Source organism: Streptomyces sp. NPDC053542, from assembly GCF_044544685.1.
GTDB lineage: Bacteria > Actinomycetota > Actinomycetes > Streptomycetales > Streptomycetaceae > Streptomyces.
Window position 1 is genome coordinate 229,477 of record NZ_JBITXL010000005.1, and the last position, 25,923, is coordinate 255,399.

General features: G+C 69.2%; 23 protein-coding genes and 1 tRNA gene. 9 read left to right on the forward strand and 15 right to left on the reverse strand.

Annotation, left to right across the window (positions count from 1 at the left end):
* Nucleotides 1-3 precede the first annotated feature (3 nt).
* From ACIGXO_RS15975 to dnaA, 10 genes are all read right to left on the reverse strand, one after another.
* On the reverse strand, nucleotides 4-138 hold the full coding sequence (locus tag ACIGXO_RS15975; RefSeq protein WP_003958712.1) for a DLW-39 family protein: 135 nt from the start codon (nucleotides 136-138) through the stop codon (nucleotides 4-6).
* Nucleotides 139-295: 157 nt separating this feature from the next.
* Nucleotides 296-369: transfer RNA gene (locus ACIGXO_RS15980), tRNA-Ile, on the reverse strand.
* A gap of 113 nt (nucleotides 370-482) precedes the next feature.
* The gene (locus ACIGXO_RS15985) at nucleotides 483-1,157 is read right to left on the reverse strand and encodes a DUF3566 domain-containing protein (protein ID WP_399786174.1); all 675 of its coding nucleotides are present in this window, start codon (nucleotides 1,155-1,157) and stop codon (nucleotides 483-485) included.
* A gap of 15 nt (nucleotides 1,158-1,172) precedes the next feature.
* Nucleotides 1,173-3,797, reverse strand: a complete 2,625-nt coding sequence (gene gyrA / locus ACIGXO_RS15990) for a DNA gyrase subunit A (RefSeq protein ID WP_399786177.1) — start codon at nucleotides 3,795-3,797, stop codon at nucleotides 1,173-1,175.
* Nucleotides 3,798-3,846: 49 nt separating this feature from the next.
* Entirely contained in the window at nucleotides 3,847-5,877 is a 2,031-nt protein-coding gene (gene gyrB / locus ACIGXO_RS15995; RefSeq protein WP_399787092.1) for a DNA topoisomerase (ATP-hydrolyzing) subunit B, read from the reverse strand.
* 444 nt (nucleotides 5,878-6,321) lie between these two features.
* Nucleotides 6,322-6,879 (reverse strand): DUF721 domain-containing protein, encoded by a 558-nt coding sequence (locus ACIGXO_RS16000; protein ID WP_399786179.1) that lies wholly within the window; start codon nucleotides 6,877-6,879, stop codon nucleotides 6,322-6,324.
* Nucleotides 6,880-8,013, reverse strand: coding sequence for a DNA replication/repair protein RecF (gene recF, locus ACIGXO_RS16005; RefSeq protein WP_399786182.1), 1,134 nt, complete (start codon nucleotides 8,011-8,013; stop codon nucleotides 6,880-6,882).
* Between the two features lie 67 nt (nucleotides 8,014-8,080).
* Nucleotides 8,081-8,959 carry a phosphogluconate dehydrogenase (NAD(+)-dependent, decarboxylating) gene (gnd, locus tag ACIGXO_RS16010; protein WP_399786184.1) on the reverse strand — a complete coding sequence of 293 codons (879 nt, stop codon included), beginning with the start codon at nucleotides 8,957-8,959 and terminating at the stop codon, nucleotides 8,081-8,083.
* A gap of 288 nt (nucleotides 8,960-9,247) precedes the next feature.
* Entirely contained in the window at nucleotides 9,248-10,378 is a 1,131-nt protein-coding gene (gene dnaN, locus ACIGXO_RS16015) for a DNA polymerase III subunit beta (RefSeq protein WP_031050003.1), read from the reverse strand.
* Nucleotides 10,379-11,290: 912 nt separating this feature from the next.
* A complete protein-coding gene (dnaA, locus tag ACIGXO_RS16020) occupies nucleotides 11,291-13,303 on the reverse strand; it encodes a chromosomal replication initiator protein DnaA (RefSeq protein ID WP_399786188.1) in 2,013 nt (670 codons plus the stop codon).
* Between the two features lie 356 nt (nucleotides 13,304-13,659).
* Between dnaA and rpmH the strand changes: the two genes are divergently transcribed.
* The 9 genes from rpmH (at nucleotide 13,660) to ACIGXO_RS16065 (ending at nucleotide 20,518) form a co-directional block, all read left to right on the forward strand.
* The gene (gene rpmH, locus ACIGXO_RS16025) at nucleotides 13,660-13,797 is read left to right on the forward strand and encodes a 50S ribosomal protein L34 (protein WP_003949374.1); all 138 of its coding nucleotides are present in this window, start codon (nucleotides 13,660-13,662) and stop codon (nucleotides 13,795-13,797) included.
* A gap of 24 nt (nucleotides 13,798-13,821) precedes the next feature.
* Nucleotides 13,822-14,214: a ribonuclease P protein component gene (gene rnpA, locus ACIGXO_RS16030; protein ID WP_031049999.1), complete on the forward strand. Its 393-nt coding sequence runs from the start codon at nucleotides 13,822-13,824 to the stop codon at nucleotides 14,212-14,214.
* Nucleotides 14,211-14,528, forward strand: a complete 318-nt coding sequence (yidD, locus tag ACIGXO_RS16035) for a membrane protein insertion efficiency factor YidD (RefSeq protein ID WP_399786191.1) — start codon at nucleotides 14,211-14,213, stop codon at nucleotides 14,526-14,528. The genes rnpA and yidD overlap by 4 nt, the downstream gene beginning before the upstream one ends.
* A gap of 3 nt (nucleotides 14,529-14,531) precedes the next feature.
* Nucleotides 14,532-15,710: a membrane protein insertase YidC gene (gene yidC, locus ACIGXO_RS16040; RefSeq protein WP_399786194.1), complete on the forward strand. Its 1,179-nt coding sequence runs from the start codon at nucleotides 14,532-14,534 to the stop codon at nucleotides 15,708-15,710.
* Between the two features lie 12 nt (nucleotides 15,711-15,722).
* Nucleotides 15,723-16,229: a R3H domain-containing nucleic acid-binding protein gene (locus tag ACIGXO_RS16045; RefSeq protein WP_031049992.1), complete on the forward strand. Its 507-nt coding sequence runs from the start codon at nucleotides 15,723-15,725 to the stop codon at nucleotides 16,227-16,229.
* A gap of 132 nt (nucleotides 16,230-16,361) precedes the next feature.
* Entirely contained in the window at nucleotides 16,362-17,087 is a 726-nt protein-coding gene (gene rsmG / locus ACIGXO_RS16050; protein WP_399786198.1) for a 16S rRNA (guanine(527)-N(7))-methyltransferase RsmG, read from the forward strand.
* A 339-nt stretch (nucleotides 17,088-17,426) separates the two neighbouring features.
* A complete protein-coding gene (locus ACIGXO_RS16055; RefSeq protein ID WP_399786201.1) occupies nucleotides 17,427-18,497 on the forward strand; it encodes an AAA family ATPase in 1,071 nt (356 codons plus the stop codon).
* Nucleotides 18,494-19,588 (forward strand): ParB/RepB/Spo0J family partition protein, encoded by a 1,095-nt coding sequence (locus tag ACIGXO_RS16060; RefSeq protein WP_399786204.1) that lies wholly within the window; start codon nucleotides 18,494-18,496, stop codon nucleotides 19,586-19,588. The genes ACIGXO_RS16055 and ACIGXO_RS16060 overlap by 4 nt, the downstream gene beginning before the upstream one ends.
* Before the next feature lie 312 nt (nucleotides 19,589-19,900).
* Nucleotides 19,901-20,518 (forward strand): GNAT family N-acetyltransferase, encoded by a 618-nt coding sequence (locus ACIGXO_RS16065; RefSeq protein ID WP_030259447.1) that lies wholly within the window; start codon nucleotides 19,901-19,903, stop codon nucleotides 20,516-20,518.
* Nucleotides 20,519-20,583: 65 nt separating this feature from the next.
* On the opposite strand, the gene trxA is transcribed toward ACIGXO_RS16065, so the two are convergent.
* The 5 genes from trxA to ACIGXO_RS16090 form a co-directional block, all read right to left on the reverse strand.
* Nucleotides 20,584-20,910: a thioredoxin gene (trxA, locus tag ACIGXO_RS16070; protein ID WP_030615259.1), complete on the reverse strand. Its 327-nt coding sequence runs from the start codon at nucleotides 20,908-20,910 to the stop codon at nucleotides 20,584-20,586.
* 44 nt (nucleotides 20,911-20,954) lie between these two features.
* On the reverse strand, nucleotides 20,955-21,947 hold the full coding sequence (gene trxB / locus ACIGXO_RS16075; protein WP_399786207.1) for a thioredoxin-disulfide reductase: 993 nt from the start codon (nucleotides 21,945-21,947) through the stop codon (nucleotides 20,955-20,957).
* Nucleotides 21,948-22,089: 142 nt separating this feature from the next.
* Nucleotides 22,090-23,082 carry an anti-sigma factor family protein gene (locus ACIGXO_RS16080; protein ID WP_399786210.1) on the reverse strand — a complete coding sequence of 331 codons (993 nt, stop codon included), beginning with the start codon at nucleotides 23,080-23,082 and terminating at the stop codon, nucleotides 22,090-22,092.
* Nucleotides 23,079-23,762: an RNA polymerase sigma factor SigM gene (gene sigM, locus ACIGXO_RS16085; RefSeq protein ID WP_399786214.1), complete on the reverse strand. Its 684-nt coding sequence runs from the start codon at nucleotides 23,760-23,762 to the stop codon at nucleotides 23,079-23,081. The genes ACIGXO_RS16080 and sigM overlap by 4 nt, the downstream gene beginning before the upstream one ends.
* Nucleotides 23,763-24,115: 353 nt before the next feature.
* Nucleotides 24,116-25,816, reverse strand: a complete 1,701-nt coding sequence (locus ACIGXO_RS16090; RefSeq protein WP_399786217.1) for a protein kinase family protein — start codon at nucleotides 25,814-25,816, stop codon at nucleotides 24,116-24,118.
* Nucleotides 25,817-25,923: the final 107 nt, after the last annotated feature.

A 25,923-nucleotide genomic window follows, 5' to 3' on the forward strand; every position in this document is an offset into this window, starting at 1 on the left:
GGCTCACACGCCCGAACCTGCGGGCACGGAGTCGGTCGCCTCCGTCCACAGATCCTGCTCGGCGCGATCCGCCTGGATCTGGCGGTACACGAGGAGCCCGCCGATGGCGGCCAGTGCGACCAGGAGAAGCTTCTTCACCGCGCGACCTCGTCTTTCGTTGACGTAGGGGACCTTCGGGGGCCGATGATACACACCGGTCGATATCAATCGGTGACCTAGCCCGCCCCCAACTCGCCAGAAGCACAAACGGATCGGCCCGGGCGGAGAACTCTCCGTCCGGGCCGATCCTTGCCGGTGGGGCTAACAGGACTTGAACCTGTGGCCTCTTCCTTATCAGGGAAGCGCTCTAACCGTCTGAGCTATAGCCCCTGGCTTGGTGCCGCCTCGCTGGCTGCACCGAAAGATTAGCGCACTTCAGAGCCATGACCCAAATCGATAGTCGCCGAGGCCCCGAAAGGCCGTCCGCGGCCGGCCGCACCAGGTCATTCGTCCTCGGCCAGGGTCAGCTCCACGCCGCCCACGAACCCCGCAGAGAGGTTGTAGATGAAAGCGCCGAGCGTGGCCAGCGCCGTCGCCAGCACCACGTCGATCACGGCGATGACACCGGTGAACAGCAGCACCCGCGGCAGCGACAGGAACGACTCCAGGTCGAAACCGGAACCGCCGTCGGAGCTGGTGGCCTCGCTGATCGTGCCGCCGACCGTAGTGAAGACGCCCATCGCGTCCATCACCATCCACAGCACCGACACCGCCACCAGCGTGCACAGCCCCAGCGCGATCGACAGCAGGAAGCTGACCTTCATCACCGACCACGGGTCGGCACGGGCCACCCGCAGCCGGGCCTTGCGCGTACGCGGGGCCGTACGGACGCCCGTACGGGGCGCGCGCACCCCCTGCTGGCCCTTGCCGGTCGCGTACGCCGACGGCGGGCGGTACGGCTGCCCCTCGGCGCCCTGCGGGCGGGGCTCGGGCTGCGGCTGTGCCTCGGGCTGCGGCTGCCGGGTGTCGGTCACGGTTCCCCCCTCGGAGGCGGCCTCCTTGCGGGGGCCGCCATCAGCATCGGAGCCACGGGCGCTGTCCGTCACGGTCGCGGGCCCGGAGGACGAGCTCCGCCCGTCGCCCGATCCGCCCGCCTGCGCACCCGTGGCTCCACTCACGACCTACTCCTCGCGCTACTCCGCCGCGGGCTCCTCGCCCCCGGCCGCCGGGGCCTGGTCCTGCGCCGCGTCGTCGGCCGGCTCGCCGTCCGCCAGCGCCTCGACCTCTTCGGCCTCGCGACCGGCCTCGGCGTTCCGAGCGATACCGACGACGGCATCGCGCTTGCCCAGGTTGATCAGTTGGACGCCCATGGTGTCACGGCCCGTCTCCCTGACCTCGTCGACCCGCGTGCGGATCACCCCACCGCCGAGGGTGATCGCCAGGATCTCGTCGCTCGCCTCGACCACCAGCGCGCCGACCAGCTCACCCCTATCCTCCACGATCTTGGCGGCCTTGATACCGAGGCCGCCGCGGCCCTGGACGCGGTACTCGTCGACGTTCGTGCGCTTCGCGTACCCGCCGTCGGTGGCGGTGAACACGAAGGTGTTAGCCCGCACCACGTTCATCGAGAGGAGCTCGTCGCCTTCGCGGAAGCTCATGCCCTTCACGCCCGAGGTCGCACGCCCCATCGGACGCAGCGCGTCATCCGTGGCGGTGAACCGGATCGACTGCGCCTTCTTGGAGATCAGCAGCAGGTCGTCCTCGCCGGAGACCAGCTCGGCACCGATCAGCTCGTCGTCCGAGCCGTCCTCCTGCTCGCGCAGGTTGATGGCGATGACACCGCCGGAGCGCGGCGAGTCGTAGTCCTTCAGCGGCGTCTTCTTGACCAGGCCGGCCTTGGTGGCCAGGACCAGGTACGGCGCCGCCTCGTAGTCGCGGATCGCCAGGATCTGCGCGATCTGCTCGTCCGGCTGGAAGGCGAGGAGGTTCGCGACGTGCTGGCCGCGCGCGTCCCGGCCCGCGTCCGGCAGCTCGTACGCCTTGGCGCGGTAGACCCGGCCCTTGTTCGTGAAGAACAGCAGCCAGTGGTGGGTGGTGGACACGAAGAAGTGGTCGACGATGTCGTCTTCCTTGAGCTTCGTGCCGCGGACGCCCTTGCCGCCGCGCTTCTGCGAGCGGTAGTCGTCGGTCTTGGTCCGCTTCACATAGCCGCCACGGGTGATCGTGACGACGATGTCCTCCTCGGCGATCAGGTCCTCGATGGACATGTCGCCCTCGAAGGGCACCAGCTTGGAGCGGCGGTCGTCGCCGTACTTGTCGACGAGCGCGGTCAGCTCGTCGCTGACGATCCCGCGCTGCTTCTCGGGGGAGGCCAGGATCGCGTTGTACTCGCGGATCTTCGCTTCCAGCTCGTCGTGCTCGGCGGTGATCTTCTGCCGCTCCAGGGCCGCCAGGCGCCGCAGCTGCATCTCCAGGATCGCGTTCGCCTGGATCTCGTCGATCTCCAGCAGGCCCATCAGGCCGCCGCGCGCGTCCTCGACCGTCTGGCTGCGCCGGATCAGCGCGATGACCTCGTCGATGGCGTCCAGGGCCTTGAGCAGACCGCGCAGGATGTGCGCCCGCTCCTCGGCCTTGCGCAGCCGGAACTTCGTCCGGCGGACGATGACCTCGATCTGGTGCGTCACCCAGTGGCGGATGAACGCGTCCAGGGACAGCGTGCGCGGCACGCCGTCGACCAGCGCCAGCATGTTGGCGCCGAAGTTCGTCTGCAGGTCGGTGTGCTTGTACAGGTTGTTCAGGACGACCTTGGCGACGGCGTCCCGCTTGAGCACGATGACCAGGCGCTGACCGGTCCGCGAGGAGGTCTCGTCGCGGACGTCGGCGATGCCGCCGATCCGGCCGTCCTTCACCAGGTCGGCGATCTTCTGCGCGAGGTTGTCGGGGTTGACCTGGTACGGAAGCTCGGTGACCACCAGGCACTGGCGGTTGTGGATCTCCTCGACCTCGACGACCGCGCGCATCGTGATGGAGCCGCGCCCGGTGCGGTACGCCTCCTCGATGCCCTTGCGGCCCACCACCAGCGCGCCGGTGGGGAAGTCCGGGCCCTTGATCCGCTCGATCAGGGCTTCCAGCAGCTCCTCGTGGGTAGCTTCCGGGTGCTCCAGCGCCCACTGCGCGCCGGCCGCGACCTCGCGGAGGTTGTGCGGCGGGATGTTGGTCGCCATGCCGACCGCGATGCCGGCCGAGCCGTTGATCAGCAGGTTCGGGAAGCGCGACGGCAGGACCGTCGGCTCCTGGTTACGGCCGTCGTAGTTGTCCTGGAAGTCGACGGTCTCCTCGTCGATGTCCCGGAGCATCTCCATGGACAGCGGCGCCATCTTGCACTCGGTGTACCGCATGGCCGCGGCCGGGTCGTTGCCCGGAGAACCGAAGTTGCCGTTGGAGTCCACGAGCGGCATCCGCATCGACCACGGCTGCGCGAGGCGGACCAGCGCGTCGTAGATCGAGGAGTCGCCGTGCGGGTGGTACGTACCCATGACGTCGCCGACGACGCGGGCGCACTTGTAGAAGCCCTTCTCGGGGCGGTACCCGCCGTCGTACATCGCGTACAGGACGCGGCGGTGCACCGGCTTCAGGCCGTCCCGCACGTCGGGCAGGGCACGCGAGACGATGACGGACATCGCGTAGTCGAGGTACGAGCGCTGCATCTCGGTCTCGAGCCCGACGGGCTCGACGCGCATGCCCACGCCTTCGATGGCGGCGGGCGCGCCCTCGGCGGTCACGCCGTCCGGGGTCACGGGGGGATTCTCGTCGGCCATTGCTGTTCAAAGTCCTTTCGAGCTGCGGCTGTTGATCGGGCCGACGGGCTCAGATGTCGAGGAAGCGGACGTCCTTGGCGTTGCGCTGGATGAACGAGCGACGTGCTTCGACGTCCTCACCCATGAGCACGGAGAACAGGTCGTCCGCGCGGGCCGCGTCGTCCAGCGAGACCTGGCCGAGCACACGGTGCTCGGTGTCCATGGTCGTCACGCGCAGCTCTTCGGCGTTCATCTCACCCAGACCCTTGAAGCGCTGGACCGAGTCGTCCTTGATGCGCTTGCCGGCCTGCTTGCCCATCTCGATCAGGGCGTCGCGCTCGCGGTCGGAGTAGGCGTACTCGAAGTCGTCCCGGCCCCACTTGATCTTGTACAGCGGCGGGCGGGAGAGGTACACGTGCCCGGCCTCGACCAGCGGCCGCATGAAGCGGAACAGGAAGGTGAGCAGCAGGGTGTTGATGTGCTGGCCGTCGACGTCGGCGTCCGCCATCAGGATGATCTTGTGATAGCGGAGCTTCTCGATATCGAAGTCCTCGTGCACACCCGTGCCGAACGCCGAGATCAGCGCCTGGACCTCGTTGTTCTGCAGGATCTTGTCGACCCTGGCCTTCTCGACGTTCAGGATCTTGCCGCGGATCGGGAGGATCGCCTGGTACTCCGGGTTACGGCCGGACTTGGCCGAGCCGCCGGCGGAGTCACCCTCGACGATGAAGATCTCGCACTTGGTCGGGTCGTTGGACTGGCAGTCGCTCAGCTTGCCCGGCAGCGACGCGGTCTCCAGCAGGCCCTTGCGGCGGGTCAGGTCGCGCGCCTTGCGGGCGGCGACACGGGCCGTCGCGGCCTGGATGCCCTTGCGGATGATGTCCGCGGCCTCGTTGGGGTTCCGGTCCAGCCAGTCCGTGAGGTGCTCGTGCACGACCTTCTGGACGAAGGTCTTCGCCTCGGTGTTGCCCAGCTTGGTCTTGGTCTGGCCCTCGAACTGGGGCTCGCCGAGCTTGACGGAGATGATCGCCGTCAGACCCTCGCGGATGTCCTCACCCGTGAGGTTGTCGTCCTTCTCGCGCAGCAGCTTGCGGTCGCGCGCGTACCGGTTGATCAGGCCCGTCAGCGCGGCGCGGAAGCCCTCTTCGTGCGTACCGCCCTCGTGGGTGTGGATGGTGTTCGCGAAGCTGTAGACACCCTCGGTGTACTGGGTGTTCCACTGCATCGCGATCTCCACCGAGAGCATCCGCTCCTTGTCCTCGGCCTCGATGTCGATGACCGTGGGGTGGACCGTTTCGCCCTTGCGGGAGTTCAGGTACTTCACGAAGTCGACGAGGCCGCCTTCGTAGTGGTACTTGACCGTGAGCGGCTTGCCCTCCTCGTCGACGTGCGCCTCGCGCTCGTCGGTGAGCTGGATCGTCAGCCCCTTGTTGAGGAAGGCCATCTCCTGGAAGCGCCGGGACAGCGTCTCGAAGCTGTACTCGGTCGTCTCGAAGATCTCGCCGTCGGCCCAGAACGTGACCGTCGTCCCGGTCTCGTCCGTGGCCTCGTTGCGCGCCAGCGGGGCGGTCGGCACGCCCTGCTTGTAGTCCTGCGTCCAGCGGTAGCCGTCCCGCTTGACCTCGACGGAGACCCGCTGGGACAGGGCGTTCACGACGGAGACACCCACGCCGTGCAGACCACCGGAGACCGCGTAACCGCCGCCGCCGAACTTGCCGCCCGCGTGCAGCACCGTCAGCACGACCTCGACGGCCGGCTTCTTCTCGGAGGGCACGATGTCGACGGGGATACCGCGACCGTTGTCGATCACCCGTACGCCGCCGTCGGGCAGGATCGTGACGTCGATGGTGTCCGCGTGGCCGGCCATCGCCTCGTCGACGGAGTTGTCGACGACCTCCTGGACGAGGTGGTGCAGACCACGCTCGCCGGTGGAGCCGATGTACATACCCGGTCGCTTGCGAACCGCGTCCAAGCCCTCAAGGACAGTGATCGCACTGGCGTCGTACGACTTCTCTTCCGAGGAGCCGCCACTGGCGACGGCAGGAACCCCCTCTTCGGTAGAAGCCGTGTTGTTCTCGTTGAGGTCGCCGGAGTCGGCCACGAAGCGCCCTTTCTGGCACAGGCACGAGCCTTCTCCTGCCGCCGGCGGGAAGGCCCCGTGCCGGTCAGGAGCGGCTGCGTCGTTCGACATGTTCCGCGAGTGGGCGGGATTGCTACCAGTCTACCGGTAGCGCCGACACTCATGGGGGTTTGCGGGCGCCTGAGTCCTCACGTGCCGCCCTGAACTGGCGTCCGCCGACTCCCCATATCTGAGGCGGGCCCCCAGGACGCTCACACCGGCCCTCAGCGCTTCGGGCTGTCAACCTCCGACTACGGTGAGCGGAGTCTCTTGCGTCACACCAGAACATCCCGGGCATCTCGCCCGTATGGACACCCGCCGCAGGGGCGGTTTCACGTGAAACCGGAGGCAGAGACGGTTTCACATGAAACGGAAGGCAGGCGTCGTTTCACGTGAAACGGAAGGCTTCGGCCCCGCGTGTACGGATCAGCCGTACGTGTCGCCGGGCCCCTTGCTCCCCGGAGCCCGCAGCGAGCCGTACCGGCGGGGCGGACCGCCCGGCCCCAGCACCTTGATGATCTTTACCGAGCCATGACCCAGGTCCTCGTTCAGCCGCGCCACCAGCGTCGGCGCGAGCAGCCGCAGCTGCGTCGCCCACGCCGTCGAGTCGCACTGCACCGTCAGCACCCGGGCGTCCTCGTCGTACTTCTGGGGCTCACAGTGCTGCGCCACCTCGGCACCCACGAGCTGGGGCCAGCGCCCCATCACCCCGCCGACCGCGGCCGGCGTCTCCCAGCCACGCTCGGTGATCAGACGGTTGATCGCCGCACCCAGCGGCAGCGGGTCCCGGCCGTCCGCCCGCGCGCCGGAACGGAGCCCGCCGCCGCGTCTGGCCTGCTTCTTCTGCTGCGCTGCCGCGCCCCGGGCCCGTGCCTGCTCCTTCGCGGCCACCAGCGCCTGCCGCGCCAGGTCGACACCGGACAGCTCCGGCGGCTTCGGCTGCTCGGGTCCCGCAGGCTCCGCAGGACCGGACTGCTCACTCACTTACGACACCTTCTCCGCCGTGCCCTCGGAGACCGCGAACCGCGTCCCCGCCAGCACGCCCGGCACATCGTCGTCCACCGCCGCCGTCACCAGCACCTGCTCGCCCGGCGCCACCAGCTCGGCCAGCCGCTCCCGCCGCCGGGCATCCAGCTCGGCGAAGACGTCGTCCAGTACGAGGACCGGCTCGTTGCCCTCGGCCCTCAGCAGGTCGTACGAGGCGAGCCGCAGCGCCAGCGCGTACGACCAGGACTCGCCGTGGCTCGCGTATCCCTTCGCCGGCAGCCGCCCCAGCTTGAGGACCAGGTCGTCACGGTGCGGACCGACCAGCGTCACGCCCCGCTCGATCTCGTTCTTCCGCGCCTCGCCCAGCGCCTCCATGAGCAGCCCGTACAGCTCCTCACGGTTCGACGCCTCCGCCAGCCGCTCGCCCACCGAACCGCGGTACTCCAGCGCGACCGGACCGCCGCCCGGCGCCAGCTGCTCGTACGCCTTGTCCGCCAGCGGCTGCAGCGTCGCGATCAGGTCCAGCCGCTGCGCCAGCAGCTCGGCCCCCACACGCGCAAGATGCTGGTCCCACACGTCCAGCGTGGACAGATCCATCTTCCGGCCGCCGTGCCGGCGTGCCAGGGCCGCGCTCTTCAGCAGGGTGTTGCGCTGCTTCAGCACGCGGTCGTAGTCCGATCGCACGCCCGCCATCCGCGGCGAGCGCGCCGTGATCAGCTCGTCCAGGAAACGCCGCCGCTCGCCCGGGTCGCCCTTGACCAGCGCCAGGTCCTCCGGAGCGAACAGCACCGTCCGTACGATGCCGAGCACGTCACGCGGTCTGACCTGCGAGGATCTATTGATCCTGGCCCGATTGGCCTTCCCGGGGTTCAGCTCCAGCTCGACCAGCTGCTGCCGCTCGCCCTGTACCACCTGCGCCCGGACGATCGCCCGCTCCGCGCCCATGCGGACCAGCGGCGCGTCGGAGGACACCCGGTGGCTGCCGAGGGTGGCGAGATAGCCGACCGCCTCGACGAGATTGGTCTTCCCCTGGCCGTTGGGCCCGACGAAGGCCGTGACGCCCGGGTCGAGCGGGACCTCGACCCGGGCGTACGAGCGGAAGTCGGCGAGCGACAGATGCGCGACATGCATGGGCGGCGCCGACCTCCCCCGGCGTAATACTTGCTGCGGTGCCGGGGAAACGCCCCGGCACCTGGGATTACTTCTTGTTCTCGACCGCGTGGCCGCCGAACTGGTTCCGCAGCGCGGCGATCATCTTCATCTGCGGCGAGTCGTCCTGACGCGAGGCGAACCGCGCGAACAGCGAGGCGGTGATCGCCGGCAGCGGCACCGCGTTGTCGATCGCGGCCTCGACCGTCCAGCGGCCCTCACCGGAGTCGGCGGCGAAGCCCCGCAGCTTCTCCAGGTGCTCGTCGTCGTCCAGCGCGTTGACCGCCAGGTCCAGCAGCCAGGAGCGGATGACCGTGCCCTCCTGCCAGGAGCGGAAGACCTCGCGCACGTCCGTGACGGAGTCGACCTTCTCCAGCAGCTCCCAGCCCTCGGCGTACGCCTGCATCATCGCGTACTCGATGCCGTTGTGGACCATCTTCGCGAAGTGACCGGCGCCGACCTTGCCGGCGTGCACCGAGCCGAAGTCGCCCTCCGGCTTGAGCGCGTCGAAGATCGGCTGGACCTTCGCCACGTCCTCGGCGTCGCCGCCGTACATCAGCGCGTAACCGTTCTCGAGGCCCCACACGCCACCGGAGACGCCGCAGTCGACGAAGCCGATGCCCTTGGCGCGCAGCTCCTCCGCGTGCTTCTCGTCATCGGTCCAGCGGCTGTTGCCGCCGTCCACGACGATGTCGCCCTCGGACAGCAGCTCGCCCAGCTCGTCGATCGTCGCCTGGGTGGCGGCGCCGGCCGGCACCATGACCCACACGACCCGCGGACCCTGCAGCGAGTCCACGAGCTCCTTGAGGCTGCCAACGTCAGCGAGGTCCGGGTTGCGGTCATAACCGATGACCGTGTGGCCTGCGCGGCGGATGCGCTCGCGCATGTTGCCGCCCATCTTGCCGAGACCGACGAGACCGAGCTCCATCAGAGACCCTCTTTGCACATAGTCGTTGCCCTTGTACCTGACCTACGACGAGCCTACGCCCGAAGGGCCGTGCACAGCTGTGGGCTCAGCCGCTCATAAGCCGCAGGTCAACCGCGTCATCCGGGCGGCCGTACAGAGCGGTTCCGTACGGCCTTCCGGCGTGTGCACAGCCTGTGGACGCAGAGCCGCGACCGGGGCGGAGCGGACCTCAGCCGGACAGGCGGACCGGCATACCGCGACCTTGCGAGGGACGAGCCTCGCGCTCCCGGCCGGTGCGACGGGTCAGGCTCAGCCGGACAGGCGGACCGGCATGATCAGGTACTTGTACGCGTCGTCCGCCTCGGCGTCGGCGGCGGGCTTGCCGCTCAGCAGCGCGGGCTTGGTCGACGTCGTGAACGACAGCTGCGCCACCGGGGAGTCGATGGCCGACAGGCCCTCCAGCAGGAAGCCGGGGTTGAAGGCGATCGAGATGTCGTCGCCCTCCAGCGCCGCGTCGACGCGCTCCACAGCCTGTGCGTCGTCGCTGGAGCCGGCCTCCAGGATCAGCACGCCCTGCTCGAAGCTGAGCCGCACCGGGGTGTTCCGCTCGGCCACCAGCGCCACACGCTTGACGGCCTCGACGAAGGGGGCGGTCTCGATCACCGCGACGGAGTTGAACTCGGTCGGGAAGAGCGTGCGGTACTTCGGCAGGTCGCCCTCGAGGAGGCGGGTGGTCGTCCGCCGCCCGGCGCCCTCGAAACCGATGAGGCCCTCGCCGGCACCGGAGCCGGACAGCGCCAGCGTGACCGTGTCCCCGCTGCTCAGCGACTTGGCGGTGTCCAGCAGCGTCTTGGCGGGGACCAGCGCGACGGCGGAGGCGTCGGGGCTCTCCGGCTTCCACAGGAACTCGCGGACCGCGAAGCGGTAGCGGTCGGTCGAGGCGAGCGTGACCGTGTCGCCCTCGATCTCGATGCGGACACCGGTGAGCACCGGGAGGGTGTCGTCGCGGCCGGCGGCGATGGCGACCTGGGCGGCCGCGGAGGCGAAGACCTCACCGGGGACGGTGCCGGTGGCGGTGGGCATCTGGGGCAGCGCCGGGTACTCCTCCACAGGAAGGGTGTGGAGGGTGAAGCGCGAGGAGCCGCAGACCACGGTCACTCGTACACCGTCTGTGGAGATCTCCACCGGGCGGTTCGGCAGGGCACGGCAGATGTCGGCGAGCAGGCGGCCGGAGACGAGGACGGTGCCCTCCTCCTCGGTCTCCGCCTCCACCGAGACGCGTGCCGAGACCTCGTAGTCGAAGCCGGAGAGGCTCAGGGAGCCGTCCTCCGCCTTCAGCAGCAGGCCCGCGAGGACGGGCACCGGCGGACGGGCCGGGAGGCTCTTGGCCGCCCAGGCCACTGCCTCCGCGAGTACATCGCGCTCCACCCGGATCTTCACCGGAAACCGCCTCCTGCTGTTGCTGGCTCTTCGCCCTGCTGGCCTTCGTCGTCGGCTGGGTTGCCGGAGACCAGTCTGACGCACACCACCGACAGTCCGTGCGGCTCGGGGTCAAGTCGGGGCGGGAGCTCTCGGAGGCCCGGTCCCCAAGTTGTGCACAGCACCCGATTCGAATCGAGTTCCCCGCTACATATCCGTGGTCGTAGTAGTAGGGGCTGTGGAAACCGTGGACAACCGACTTTTCGCAGGTCAGCGCCCGTTTTTTGTCCACCGGGGGCTGTGGGTGCAGCCGTGGATAAGCCGGCGGTTCTGTGGACCGCCCGACTTTGTGCACACCTGATGCACAGGGGAGGCCGGTTTCTCCCCAGCGCCGTCCCCAGTTTTACCCAGGTTCCCCACAGCCCAACCCGGCACTTTGGTGTGACGGCTTTCACTCGAGCCAGTGAGAGGGGGTGTTGCCTTGCCGAACAGTGGACAGCGGTGTGGACGAGGTGTGTACAACGCCGCTTTGCCTGTGGGCGACCGGTGGACAGTCGCGTGCACACGCTGTGGACGAGATTTTTGTCCACACCCTGTGGATGACGGTTGTCCGCAAATCCACACCCTGCTGACCTGGGGTGATGTCCTGGCGGGTGGCCTCCTTGTGGATGCTGTTGGGATAACTCTGCAGTCCCCAGGGTGTGGAGGGAAGATTCTCGCCCAATCTGTGGAGAGAGGCCGTGTCCTCGTCAGAAATCGAACAGAGCTGGGGAGTTCGGAGCCGGCCGGGGAGCCGGTTCCACAGCGTGGGGACGGCTCGGGACGCCCGGAGGGCCTTCCCTACGGCGTTCTTGAGGGACACTCAACGGCGAAGGGCGCCCCGGGAGTTGTCCCGGAGCGCCCTGTACGCGTCCGCGGCCGGCGCCGCCCGCGTCAGCCGTTCTTGATGCGGTTCGTCAGCTCGGTCACCTGGTTGTAGATGGAGCGGCGCTCCGCCATCAGCGCGCGGATCTTCCGGTCGGCGTGCATGACGGTCGTGTGGTCGCGGCCGCCGAAGTGGCCGCCGATCTTCGGCAGCGAGAGATCGGTCAGCTCACGGCACAGGTACATCGCGATCTGCCGCGCGGTCACCAGCACCCGGCTGCGTGAGGAGCCGCACAGGTCGTCCACCGACAGCCCGAAGTAGTCGGCGGTGGCCGCCATGATCGCGGTAGCTGTGATCTCGGGCGCCGCGTCCTCGCCGCCGGGGATCAGATCCTTCAGGACGATCTCGGTGAGCCCGAGGTCCACCGGCTGCCGGTTGAGCGACGCGAAGGCGGTCACTCTGATCAGCGCGCCCTCCAGCTCGCGGATGTTGCGCGAGATCCGGGAGGCGATGAACTCCAGTACCTCCGGCGGCGCGTTCAGCTGCTCCTGCACCGCCTTCTTGCGGAGGATCGCGATACGGGTCTCCAGCTCGGGCGGCTGGACGTCCGTGATCAGGCCCCACTCGAAGCGGTTGCGCAGCCGGTCCTCCAGGGTCACCAGCTGCTTGGGCGGCCGGTCACTGGAGAGCACGATCTGCTTGTTCGCGTTGTGCAGCGTGTTGAACGTGTGGAAGAACTCCTCCTGCGTCGACTCCTTGCTCGCCAGGAACTGGATGTCGTCGACCAGCAGGATGTCCATGTCGCGGTAGCGCTTGCGGAACGCGTCCGCCTTGCCGTCGCGGATGGAGTTGATGAACTCGTTGGTGAACTCCTCCGAGCTCACGTATCTGACCCTGGTACCGGGGTACAGGCTGCGGGCGTAATGGCCGATCGCGTGCAGCAGGTGCGTCTTGCCGAGCCCGGACTCGCCGTAGATGAACAGCGGGTTGTACGCCTTGGCCGGGGCCTCGGCGACGGCGACCGCCGCGGCGTGCGCGAAGCGGTTCGAAGCGCCGATGACGAAGGTGTCGAAGAGGTACTTCGGGTTCAGCCGCGCGGTGGGCTCACCGGGGCCCGTCGCCGGCGCGGGCTGGGCCGCCAGCGGGCCGGGGGCGCCGCTGGGCGCGGGCAGGTTGCTGCCGGGGCCGGCGTGCCGTCCGGGGCCGCCCGGCTGGTGGCCGTCGGAGTCGCGGTGCTGCGGGGACTGCTCGTACGGAGAGCGCTGCGTGTCGGCGTGCTGCCCGTGGCCGGGGCGGTCGGCACCCTGCCGGCGGTAGTCGTCGGCGTTCTGCGAGCGGTAATCATCGGTTTGTGACCGGTAGTCGTCGCTCTGCGACCGATAGTCGCCGGGTCCGGGGCGCCCGTGCTGCTGGAGGTGCGACGGCGTGGCATAGGGGTCGCGCTCGGGGAAGCCGCCGAGCCGCTGCTGCTGCCAGCCGTAGTCGTCGCGCCGGCCGGAGTCGTCGCCCAGGCCGGAGCGGTGGTCTTCGGAGTGCTGCGGCCAGGCGCCGGGCGCGGGCCGCGGCTGCGGGTGCTGCTGCTGGTACTCGGGGTAGGCGGGGCGCACGGTGGGCAGCTCGTCGCCCTGGTGGCCGCCGTGCTGGCCGCCTCCGTGTCCACCCTGCGGTCCTCCCTGAGGACCGTTTTCGTGGCCGTTCTGCCGACCGTAACCCTGGCGGCCGTCGTAGCTTTCGTACGCGTCGTGCGAGAGCTGGGGCTGCTGCGACGGCAGGTGCTGCTGGGGCGGCGCGGGGGGCTGCGGCGCCTCGGCGGTGTCGTCGACGGTGATCGCGATGCGGATCGGGCGGCCGCACTCGTGGCTCAGCGCCTCGCCGATCAGCGGGGCGAGCCGGCCTTCCAGTACACCCTTCGCGAATTCGTTGGGTACGGCGAGCAGCGCGGTGTCGGCGACCAGGGCCAGCGGCTGGGTCCGCTTGAGCCAGTCCTGGTCCTTGGGCTTGAGGCTGTCGCTCTCCGCCCGGAGCAGGTGGTCGAGGACCCGCGGCCACACTGCGGCAAGATCTGCAGGGACGTCAGCCACAGAGCACGCTCTCTCACAGTCCCACGAATGTGTGATTCTCAGGACGGGCGGGAAGGAATCGGAGTTCAGCCACGGTAGTCAGCTGACCCACGCGTGTTCAAGTTGTTGTCCACAGCCTGTGTACAGCGTGTCCTGTCCTAGAGCCGGTTTGACCGGATGATGCAGCCGCGCGTACCGTGACCAGGTCGAGTTGTCGATGGCTGCTGCCGCCTGCCTCCGATGGGCAAAGATCGCGCCCAGCGATCGTGTAGCGGTGCACTCGGGCGTATGCGAGCTACTCGTGGGCGCACGGTGACAGCCAGTCGACGCCCCACACCTGTCTCGCAAGAGGCAACAATCTTTCCTGGAGCCCCCGAGTGAGCAAGCGCACCTTCCAGCCGAACAACCGTCGTCGCGCCAAGACCCACGGCTTCCGTCTGCGCATGCGTACGCGTGCCGGCCGCGCGATCCTCGCGTCCCGCCGTGGCAAGGGTCGCGCCCGCCTGTCGGCCTGACAGCCCGGCCTCTAGGTCCATGACGTGCTGCCTACCGAGAATCGGCTGAGGCGGCGCGAGGACTTCGCGACCGCGGTACGCCGGGGACGCAGGGCCGGGCGCCCGCTCCTTGTCGTCCATCTACGCAGCGGTGCAACGGACCCGCACGCAGCGGGGGAAATGGTTCCCCCGACGCGTGCGGGTTTCGTCGTGAGCAAGGCCATCGGCAACGCCGTGGTACGGAACAAGGTCCAGCGCCGGCTCCGCCACCTCGTGCGTGACCGTCTGGACCGGCTGCCCGCCGGTAGCCTGGTGGTCGTACGTGCGCTGCCCGGCGCGGGCGATGCGGAGTACGACGCGCTCGCCCGTGATCTTGATGCCGCGCTGCAGCGCCTGCTGAGGACCCCCGGGCGGGACCCTGGAGGGGGCGCTCCGTGAAGTACCCGCTGCTGCTGTTGATCAAGTTGTACCAGTGGACCATCAGCCCCTTGCTGGGTCCGGTCTGCAAGTACTACCCGTCGTGCTCCCACTATGGCTATACGGCCATTGACCGGCACGGCGCGGTGAAAGGCACCGCGCTCACCGCCTGGCGCATCCTGCGCTGCAATCCGTGGTCGCTCGGTGGTGTCGACCATGTACCGCCCCGGAAGCACCCGGTCTGGCACCAGCGGCTGAGGAGCCGCTTGGGCGGGCCCGCCGTCCATGAGCCTGCCGCACAGCCCGAGACTCAGCCCAACGCCCAAGGAGCTTGATTCGTGGACACGATCCTGAATCCTCTCTATTACGCCGTTTCCTGGATCATCGTCCAGTTCCATTCGCTGTACAGCCTGGTCTTCGACAAGAACAGCGGCGCGGCGTGGGGTCTGTCCATCGTTTCGCTGGTGGTGCTGATCCGTATCTGCCTGATCCCGCTCTTCGTGAAGCAGATCAAGTCGACGCGGAACATGCAGGCGCTCCAGCCGAAGATGAAGGCGATCCAGGAGCGCTACAAGAGCGACAAGCAGCGCCAGTCCGAAGAGATGATGAAGCTCTACAAGGAGACGGGCACCAACCCGCTCTCGAGCTGTCTCCCGATCCTGGCCCAGTCGCCGTTCTTCATCTCGCTGTACCAGGTCCTGAACCACATCGCGAACAACCAGGTCGTCGGCGTCATTGACAAGCCGCTGCTGGCGAGCGCGCAGCAGGCGCACATCTTCGGTGCCCCGCTGTCCGTGAAGTTCATGGACTCCGCGTCCAAGGTCGAGGCGCTCGGCGCCTCCCTGACCGACGTCCGGGTCGTCACGGTCGTCATGATCCTTCTGATGTCGGCGTCGCAGTTCTACACCCAGCGCCAGCTGATGACGAAGAACGTCGACCTCACGGTGAAGACGCCGTTCATGCAGCAGCAGAAGATGCTGATGTACGTCTTCCCGATCATGTTCGCCGTCTTCGGCATCAACTTCCCCGTCGGTGTCCTCGTGTACTGGCTGACCACCAACGTGTGGACCATGGGCCAGCAGATGTTCGTCATCCGCCGGAACCCGACCCCGGGCAGCCGGGCCTACACGGAGCGCCAGGAGCGGCTGCGTGCCAAGGGCAAGCTGAAGGAGGACCCGGCCGAGCTCGAGGCGAAGAAGGCCGTCGAGGAGGCGCGCCAGAACCGCCAGCAGCCCAAGCGCCAGAGCAAGTCCCGGCGGCAGACCGCGGCCCCGGCCAGCGGCGGTACGCAGACCCGCACCCGGGCCGGTGCGCAGGGCGGGCAGTCGGGCTCCACGGCCAAGGGCGGCGCGACCAAGCAGTCGCTGGAGAAGGACTCGGGCCAGAAGGCGGACGCCGCGAAGAAGTCTTCCGAGGGCGGCAAGCCCAAGGGCAGCTCGGCCTCCGGTTCCTCCCGTAACGCCAAGTCCGGACAGCGCAAGGGCCAGCAGCGGCCCAAGCACCCGTCCAAGAAGTAGAAGGAGTCTTTCGTGACGGACACGACCCCTGCCGCCGAGGGCACCGACACCCTGTCCCGGCTGGAGCAGGAGGGCGAGATCGCGGCCGACTACCTCGAGGGCCTGCTGGACATCGCGGATCTCGACGGCGACATCGACATGGACGTCGAGGCCGACCGTGCCGCGGTGTCGATCATCAGCGACTCCACCAGCCGCGACCTGCAGAAGCTGGTGGGCCGGGACGGCGAGGTGCTGGAGGCGCTCCAGGAGCTGACCCGGCTGGCGGTGCACCGGGAGACCGGCGACCGCAGCCGTCTGATGCTGGACATCGCCGGCTACCGCGCACGCAAGCGCGAGGAGCTCGCGGAGCTGGGTGCCAAGGCGGCCCAGGAGGCGAAGACCTCGGGCGAGCCGGTGAAGCTGAAGCCGATGACGCCGTTCGAGCGCAAGGTGGTGCACGACGCCGTCGCGGCGGCCGGACTGCGCAGCGAGTCCGAGGGCGAGGAGCCCCAGCGTCGGGTCGTCGTGCTCCCGGCCTGATTCTCCGGCACTCGCGCGTGTCTCTGGCCCCGTCTGTTCGCAGGCGGGGCCACGTCTTGTCAGGCTTCTGCCAGGACCGGGTCTCGATCCGGGTACCGGCAGGATCAGCAGTTCAGAGGAAGGGCGGTAACCGTGACGGAGTCAGCGGCGGAGCTTCCAGCGGCGCCGGAAGCGGCACGGGAGATTTTCGGTGAGCGCTTCCCGGAGGCCGTGCGGTACGGCGAGCTGCTCGCCGACGCGGGTGTACGGCGCGGACTGATCGGTCCGCGTGAGGTGCCGCGGCTGTGGGAGCGCCACCTGCTGAATTGCGCGGTGCTCTCCGAGGTGGTCCCCGAGGGCGTCTCGGTGTGCGACGTGGGCTCGGGGGCCGGGCTGCCGGGCATTCCGCTGGCGCTGGTGCGACCGGATTTGAAGATCACCCTGCTGGAGCCGCTGCTGCGGCGGACGAACTTCCTGCAGGAGGTCGTGGAGCTGCTGGGGCTTGATCACGTGACCGTCGTGCGGGGCCGGGCCGAAGAGGTGATGGGCAAGATCCCGCAGGTTCACGTGGTGACCGCGCGTGCGGTGGCTCCGTTGGACCGGCTGGCCGGCTGGGGTGTTCCGCTGCTGCGGCCGTACGGCGAGATGCTGGCGCTCAAGGGTGACACCGCGGAGGAAGAGCTGAAGGGCGCCCGGGCGGCGCTCAGCAAGCTCGGCGTGGAGTCCACCTCGGTGGTGCAGGTCGGTGAGGGCGTGGTCGATCCGCTGTCCACCGTCGTCCGTGTGGAGGTGGGCGAGAGCCCCGGTGGCGTCCGCTTCGCGGCCAAGCGCGCCAAGGCGAATCGCGCCAACCGGCCGGCCAGGGGCCGACGGCGGTAGACCGGCGCAGCACAACACCAGACGCAGACAGGAGCGCTTTCCGTCCGCCGACGGGAAGCGCTCCTGTCATGTCTGGCCAGGGGCGTCGCTCGAACCGCCGAGGACGGTGCTCCATACAAACCACCAAAACGACATAAGCCGGAGTGTCGCGGGGGAATGGGGCACGGCGCTGGCATCGTGTTTCACGTGAAACGTCGCTCCCTGCTGCATGGAATCATCAGTCGAGGTCGTGCGGCTGCCGCACCGCGTGGCCACCGACCCGGTCGGGTCACGGATGTATCCACAGAGGAGGATTCATCCACAGGAGACAGGGCCTCGCTGGTTCGCGACACCGAAACCATGGCAGGCTCTGAGCATCGCGAGCCTGAAGTCGAGGAGAGTGAATCCTTGCGGTCCGACGCCAACATCGCGGGACCGATGACCGATCCGGTCCCCGGTCCCCGTAGCGAGTCGCTCGGGGACGACGTTTCACGTGAAACGCCGCCCCCTATGGACGACACACCGATCGGTCGTGCTGCTCAGCTGGCAGTCCAGGCGCTGGGTCGTGCGGGAGAGGGTCTGCCCCGCCCCGAGCAGACCCGGGTCATGGTGGTGGCCAACCAGAAGGGCGGGGTGGGCAAGACCACCACCACCGTGAACCTGGCTGCCTCACTTGCCCTGCACGGGGCGCGGGTATTGGTGGTGGACCTGGACCCACAGGGCAATGCCTCCACGGCCCTGGGGATCGACCACCACTCCGAGGTCCCCTCCATCTACGACGTGTTGGTGGAGAGCAAGCCACTTTCCGACGTGGTTCAGCCGGTGCCGGACGTGGAGGGGCTGTTCTGTGCGCCCGCCACGATCGACCTGGCCGGTGCGGAGATCGAGCTGGTCTCGCTGGTGGCCCGGGAGAGCCGGCTGGACCGGGCCATCAAGGCATACGAGCAGCCGCTGGACTACATCCTCATCGACTGCCCGCCCTCGCTCGGCCTGCTGACGGTCAACGCGCTGGTGGCCGGGGCCGAAGTGCTGATCCCGATCCAGTGCGAGTACTACGCGCTGGAGGGCCTGGGGCAGCTGCTGCGGAACGTCGATCTGGTCCGCGGCCATCTGAACCCCAAGCTTCATGTGTCGACGATCCTGCTGACCATGTACGACGGCCGGACCCGGCTCGCTTCCCAGGTCGCCGACGAGGTGCGCAGTCACTTCGGCAGCGAGGTACTGAGAACGAGCATCCCCCGCTCCGTGCGCATCTCCGAGGCGCCGAGCTACGGGCAGACGGTGCTCACTTATGATCCGGGCTCCAGCGGTTCGCTGTCCTATCTCGAAGCGGCGCGTGAGATCGCGCTGCGCGGGGTCTCCGGGGCGGCCGGTCAGGGGCTCAGCGTGACCTATGAATCACAGCACAGCATGTCGGAGGGGAATCAGTGAGCGAACGACGTAGAGGACTGGGCCGCGGGCTCGGTGCGCTGATCCCCGCGGCACCGCAGGGTTCGGACAACGCCGGCCCGGCGGTGGGACGGGGGACGACATCGCCATCGGCGGTGCCGGTCATGACATCGGAGCGAGGCGTTGCCGCGGCCAAGGTGGCGGCCATTCCGGACGCTGCCGTTTCACGTGAAACAGAGGCACCGGCCGAGCCGGTGGTGAACGAAAAGGGCGGTGAGGTCGCCGGAGCGCACTTCGCGGAGCTGCCGATCGACTCGATCACTCCCAATCCACGGCAGCCGCGTGAGGTGTTCGACGAGGACGCCCTGGCCGAGCTGATCACCTCCATCAAGGAGGTGGGCCTGCTCCAGCCGGTCGTCGTACGGGAGATGGGCCCGGGGCGGTACGAGCTCATCATGGGCGAGCGCCGCTGGCGGGCGTGCCGTGAGGCCGGCCTGGAGAAGATCCCGGCGATCGTCCGGGCGACGGACGACGAGAAGCTCCTCCTGGACGCGCTGCTGGAGAACCTCCACCGGGCTCAGCTGAACCCGCTGGAGGAGGCGGCGGCCTACGACCAGCTGCTGAAGGACTTCAACTGCACGCACGACGAGCTGGCGGACCGGATCGGGCGGTCGCGTCCCCAGGTCTCCAACACGCTGCGGCTGCTGAGGCTGTCGCCGTCGGTGCAGCGGCGGGTCGCCGCGGGGGTGCTCTCGGCAGGTCATGCCCGGGCGCTGCTGTCCGTGGAGGACTCCGAGGAGCAGGACCGGCTGGCGCACCGCATCGTGGCCGAGGGCCTCTCGGTGCGGGCGGTCGAGGAGATCGTGACCCTGATGGGGTCCACGCCCAAGAACGCGTCGAAGGCGAAGGGGCCGCGGGCCGGTACGCGTGTCTCGCCCGCCCTGACCGATCTGGCCTCGCGGCTCTCGGACCGGTTCGAGACGCGAGTGAAGGTCGACCTCGGCCAGAAGAAGGGCAAGATCGTCGTGGAGTTCGCCTCGATAGACGATCTCGACCGCATCCTGGGCACGCTGGCCCCTGGAGAAGGACGGGTGCTGGACAAGCACCCGGAGGAGGACAGCGACGAGGCGTGAGCGGACGCCGCCGTCCGCCGGAGGGCGGGCCGTGTGCCGGTGAGGTGACCGGAACACGGCCCGCCCTTTGCCTTTTCGCGGTACCCGGGTTCATGTTGTCCCGGTTACGATGCGTTCGGGGTATGGCACACATCCACTCGGAGTCACCTCACGACGAGGAGAAGCCATGCGATCGGTGAGCCGCACCGGATTGATGGCAGCGGGGTTCGGTCTGGGGGCAGTCGGCGGGTTCGTCGGTGGTCTGCTCAGTGAGCGCGTTCCGCTGACCGTGCCGGGAGGTGCGGTGGGCGAGGGAAGTGAGGACCTGGCTTCATGGGGCGTCGGCTCGTACCGCTCACGCTGGACAACCTTCCGGATGTCCCCAAGCGCTGCCGCTCGTGTGTTTTCTGGGAGCTCGACCCCGTCAGCGGTGAGGCCGCGGTAAAGAGCGGCCGGCCCGAGCTGGAGAAGGAAGCGTGGATCTCCGCCGTGCTCCTGGAGTGGGGCTCCTGCGGCCGGGTGGTCTATGTGGACGAGGTCCCGGTCGGCTTCGTGCTGTACGCGCCTCCGGCGTACGTGCCACGCTCCACGGCCTTCCCGACGAGCCCCGTCTCCCCCGACGCCGTGCAGCTGATGACCGCCTGGCTCATCCCCGGCTATCAGGGCCAGGGGCTGGGCAGGGTCATGGTCCAGACGGTCGCGAAGGATCTGCTGCGGCGGGGCTTCAAGGCGATCGAGGCGTTCGGCGACGCGAAGTGGACGGAGCCGGCGTGCGTGCTGCCCGCCGATCATCTGCTCGCGGTGGGCTTCAAGACCGTACGGCCGCACCCGCGCTACCCACGGCTGCGCCTGGAGCTGCGCACGACCCTGTCGTGGAAGGAAGACGTGGAACTCGCGCTGGACCGGCTGCTGGGTGCCGTCCAGAAGGAACCGGTACTCCGGCCCCTGTAGTGCGGACAGCGAAACGGGCCCGCCCCGGAGGGCAGGCCCGTTTCACGTGAAACATCATGCGGGGATCAGGCGAGGTAGTCCGCCAGGTCCCGCTCGATCGCGGCCTTGGGCTTGGCGCCGACGATGGTCTTCACGACCTCGCCGCCCTGGTAGACGTTCATGGTCGGGATCGACATGACGCCGTACTTGGCGGTGGTCGCGGGGTTCTCGTCGGTGTTGAGCTTGGCGATGACGATCTCGTCGTGCTCCGCGGCGATGGCCTCCAGAGAGGGGGCGACCTGGCGGCACGGGCCGCACCAGGTGGCCCAGAAGTCGACGAGTACGGGCTTGTCGCTCTTGAGGACGACCTCTTCGAAGTTGTCGTCCGTCACGGTCACCGTGGCACCGGCCATGGCGTTCTCCTTACTGGGTGGGGTGTGAAAGCTGACGTTCGAGGTCAGGCGGTGGGGGTCTGCTCCGGCGTGGCAGGGGTCTGCTCGGGCTCGGCCGGCTCGCTGTCGGTGAGCGAGGCGAGGAAACGCTCGGCGTCCAGGGCGGCGGAGCAGCCGGTGCCGGCGGCGGTGATCGCCTGGCGGTAGGTGTGGTCCACGACATCGCCGGCGGCGAAGACGCCCTGGATGTTGGTGTGGGTGCTGGGCGCGTCCACCTTGAGGTAACCGTCGTCGTCCAGCTTCAGCTGGCCCTTGAACAGCTCGGTGCGCGGGTCGTGACCGATGGCGATGAACAGGCCGGTGACGGGCAGCTCGGAGGTGTCGCCGGTCTTGAGGTTGCGCAGGGTCAGACCGGAGAGCTTGTTGTCACCGTGGATCTCGGCGACCTCGCTGTCCCACACGAACTTGATCTTCGGGTCGGCGAAGGCGCGCTCCTGCATCGCCTTGCTGGCGCGCAGGGTGTCGCGGCGGTGCACGATGGTGACGGACTTGGCGAAGCGGGAGAGGAAGGTGGCCTCCTCCATCGCGGTGTCGCCGCCGCCGATGACGGCGATGTCCTGGTCCTTGAAGAAGAAGCCGTCGCAGGTGGCGCACCACGACACGCCGCGACCGGAGAGCTCGTCCTCACGCGGCAGGCCGAGCTTGCGGTGCTGGGAGCCGGTGGTGACGATGACGGCGCGCGCACGGTGCACGGTGCCGGCGGAGTCGGTGACCGTCTTGATGGGCTCGGAGAGGTCCACGGCGGTGACGTCATCGGGGATCAGCTCGGCGCCGAAGCGCTCGGCCTGGGCCCGCATGTTGTCCATGAGGTCCGGGCCCATGATGCCGTCCCGGAAGCCGGGGAAGTTCTCCACATCGGTGGTGTTCATCAGTGCGCCACCGGCGGTGACGGCGCCCTCGAAAACCAGCGGCTTCAGCGAGGCACGGGCGGTGTAGAGCGCGGCGGTATAGCCCGCAGGCCCGGAGCCGATGATGATCACGTTACGGACGTCGCTCACGGGTGTCTTCCTTGTCTCTGCCGACTGCGTTGGGTGGGCTGGAGAAACTCTCATCCCACCCAACGGATCCTACGGGGCGAGCATTCCCGCAGTGTCCCAGCGCACCCGTAGCGGCCCGCAGCCCGGGGCCGGGCTGGGCGACTCAGCCGCGGGGATAAGTCCCGCTGAGCAGAATCTTGCCAGGAACAGGCGGTGAGGCGGAGACGCAGGACGCCGAAACGACGTAGGCGGAGACCCGGTCCGTGTCGGACGGGTGGGGCAGCACGATGAGGTAGGCGTCCTTGCCCTGGTAGGTGTCGCGGCTCGCGGCCAGCGGCTTCTCGGGCCGTGCGAGGCCCTTGCTCACGCAGGAGGGGATCGTGTCGTCCGCACCGCGCAGCGGTGACTGGGACGAGCTCTGGGTGCCGACATCGGGGGTCTTGCTGCGGCGGGGCTCGGCGAGCAGATCACGCACGTGGCTGCCCAGGGTCGCGGAGCTGAGCGACCCGTCCGCAGGGCTCTGGCCGGTGGCGGTCACGCCGGGGTCCTGGTCCTGCCCGGTGTTCCCGGAACCATTCTGCAGAAGGATGCCGCCGATGCCGAGCACGGCTGCGGCGGCCGCCGTGCCGAGCAGCACCTTGGGCCAGCGGTGCCCCCTCGCCGTGCGGGTGCCGGGGGGCTTGCGGCCAGGGCCCGTGGCGGAGCGGGGGTAGCCGGCCGGGCGGTCGGCGGAGCTGCCACCGGAGCGTCCGGGCACTGTTTCACGTGAAACCGTGTCCCGTTTCTTCTCCACGGTTTCACGTGAAACCGAGCCATCACGCGTACCGGACGACTGCCCCACGACGCGGGAGCCGTCGCCCGAGGCGGTCGAAACGAGGGTGGCGTCACCGGTGGGCGCCGTGGCGTCGAGCAGGGCCTCGGCCGCCAGCGCGGCATCGATGCGACCGACGACGTCGTCGGGCATCCGTCCCGGTCCTGGCAGCGTGCCGAGCAGTGCGCGGATTTCCTCCAGCGAGCTGTGGACGTCCTCACACAGCGGGCATCCGTTGAGATGCGCACGGAGATCTGCCGCGCGGGCGGGCGAGAGCAACCCGTCCGCGAGCGCGGAGATCTCCGCGACCTCCGGATGCCCGCCCGTGTCGGTCGTGGCTGTCACGCTCGCCCACCTCCGCCCTTCACGGCCCCTGAGTCATTCGGTCCTGCCGTCTGTGGGACGGATGTCCCCTGCGCCCGGTTCCTTCCCCCGCCTGAGGTGCCCTTATCCCCCTCTTCGGCGCGCAGATGGGTGAGCATCGGGAGGAGCCGGGCCCGGCCGCGGGCGCACCGGCTCTTCACCGTGCCGGTGGGGACGCCCAGTACCTCCGCGGCCTCGGCCACGGGGTAGCCCTGCATGTCGACGAGGACGATGGCCGCGCGTTGTTCGGCGGGGAGAGTACGGAGCGCGCTGAGCAGTTCGCGGTGCAGATCCTGGCGCTCGGCCGGCATCGCGGCGGATTCGTGCGGCTCGATGAGCTGTTCCAGCCGCTCGGTCTCCGCGACCGGCGAGGTGCGCCGGGAGGCCGCCTTGCGGGCCCGGTCCAGGCAGGCGTTGACCGTGATGCGGTGCAGCCAGGTCGTCACGGCCGACTGGCCGCGGAAGGTATGGGCGGCACGGTAGGCGGACACCAGGGCGTCCTGCACGGCGTCGGCCGCTTCCTCGCGGTCGCCGAGGGTGCGCAGCGCCACCGCCCAGAGCCGGTCACGGTGGCGCCTGACGATCTCGCCGAAGGCGTCGGGGTCACCCTGGACATGGCGGGCGAGGAGTGCCTGGTCGGAGGGGCGGACGTTATCTTCCATGGCCCGCCTCGCAGGAGCCGGCCCGGTGCGGACCGCGGAGCGCCGGCCGCGCGGACGGCGCCGCTGCGCGCGTCCTGCCCGGGGCCGCCCGGGCACGGGCTTCGGCCGGGACGGCCAGGAAACCGGCCGGACCGACCTTTCCTACGACGGCGGGCATCACTGCGCCATCACGCATAACCGAACCCCTGGCGTCAAGCTGTACACGGGAGCTTACATACGGGTGCTCGGCGGTACCAGGCTCGAGGACGACGGCCACAGCGGCCGGCCGCGGGGGCGGAGGGAGGCCCGGGGAGCACCGGCGCCTCCTGGCCGCTGTCCGCATCGACATTCTGGCGCCCCCCTGCTGCCCACCCCTAGCTGCGGACCTTGATCTCCTTGATCTGGCCCCGGTAGTTGCCATCGTCCTTCAACGGGAGGTCGGTGAGCCAGACCAATACGTACTGTGTCTTGATCGGCTCCTTCGCCCGCAGCGTGACCGTCTCCCCCGAGCCGTCGGCGATCTTCTTGAAGCCGTCGAGGGACGTGGGCGCACCGCTGCTGTCCTCGGGCGCGGCGCGGAAGTCGAGCGAGGTGCTCCCGACGAGGTCGACCTTGACGCTGCCGACCTGCTGGACCTTGCCGAGGTCGAGAATCAGCCCCACGCCGTCCTTGAGACCCCCGAGGTCGGAGCGGCCGTAGTAATTGCGGGTCGGCCAGGACGTGGCGGGGTCCCCGTCGAGGGCCTTGGGGGCGTCCTGCGGGTTCTCCGTGCCGTCACCGCCCGGCGCCGGGTCGAAGTCCACGACCTTGTCGACGCTGACGGTCTTTCCCGACGCCGTGCCGGCGTGGCCCCCGGTCGTCTCCGAGCTGCCGGAGTCGTCCTGATTCCGGTCCTTCAGGAGCGTGTCGGCCAGCTGCCAGCTGCCCAGCCCCAGCGCGGCGATCAGCAGCGCGGAGACGCACCACTTGGCCGCCCTTCCGGTACGGCTCTGCAACGGGGGCGGCGGGGTCGGAACAGGCCGGGTGGCCGAGGCGCCGGGCCGTCCGGGGCCGGCCGGCTGACCGTACGTGCCCTGCTGGTAGCCGGTGCGCTGGTAGGGCGGCGGGGTGGTGAAGGAGGGCTCCGGCGGGCGGATGCGCGGCATCGCGCCGACGGCCTTGGCCAGCTCCTCCGGCGTGGTGCAGGGCTGCTCCTGGCGGGAAGCGGTGGCGCCGTCGTTGACGAGCGCGCGCATGGCCAGCTCCGACAGGCCGCGGTGCACGCCCGCCCGTACCTGGTCGGGGGCGATCAGGCCGACGCCCTTGGGCAGTCCGGACAGCCCGTACGCGTCGTTCTCGTACGGCCAGCGCTGGGTGAGCGCGGCGTACAGCAGCGCGCCGATGGCTTCCGTGTCCGTGCGCTGCGGGTGGTCGCTGGAGATCCCGCGCAGCGCGGCCATGATCGCCAGGCCCCGGATGCGGTACTGGCCGGAAGAGGTGCGCAGGACGGATCCGGGGGTCAGCCGGAGGTGTGCCAGGCCCTCCCGGTGGGCGGCGGCCATGGCCTGGGAGATCTGCGTCACGAGCTGGTAGGCGTCGTGCGGCTCGAGCGGTCCGGCGGCGAGGACGGCGGTCAGTTCGGTGGCGTCCGGGAGCCATTCGTGGACGACGTAGACCAGGTCGTTCTCCTCGACGGCGTCGAGGACCTGGACGAAGCGCGGGTCGCCGAGCAGCGCGGCGGACCGCGCGGCGGAGAGCACGGGACGGGCACGCGGGTGGTCGGCGGGCAGGATGTGAACCCCGACGGCGCGGCGCAGTTTCTCGTCCACGGCACGCCAGCTGCTGAAGCCGTCCAGTCGGGTGACGCACTCCTCCAGGCGGTAGCGCCTGGCCAGCTTGTGCCCGCTGTGCAGTTCGGGCGGCTGTGCCTCGGAAGCTGTGGCGCCCTTCGCGCCGTCGCCCGCGGTGTCCTGCGCCGCGTCGGTCACCTTCTCGGCCTTCGTGCCGTCGGTCGTGGCCTCGTCCGCCTTGGCGGCGAGCGGTTCTCCACCGCTCGTGTCGGCCACGTCGACGGCAGCCGTGCTCCGTTCCGCCACCGTCGTTCCTGCCTCCCCATCCGTTGCATGCTCAAAAGAGCCAAGTCAATTGTGCCCACAGTCCGCCACTGTGCACGACACACGGTGGCGGACGAAGGTTGTGCTCG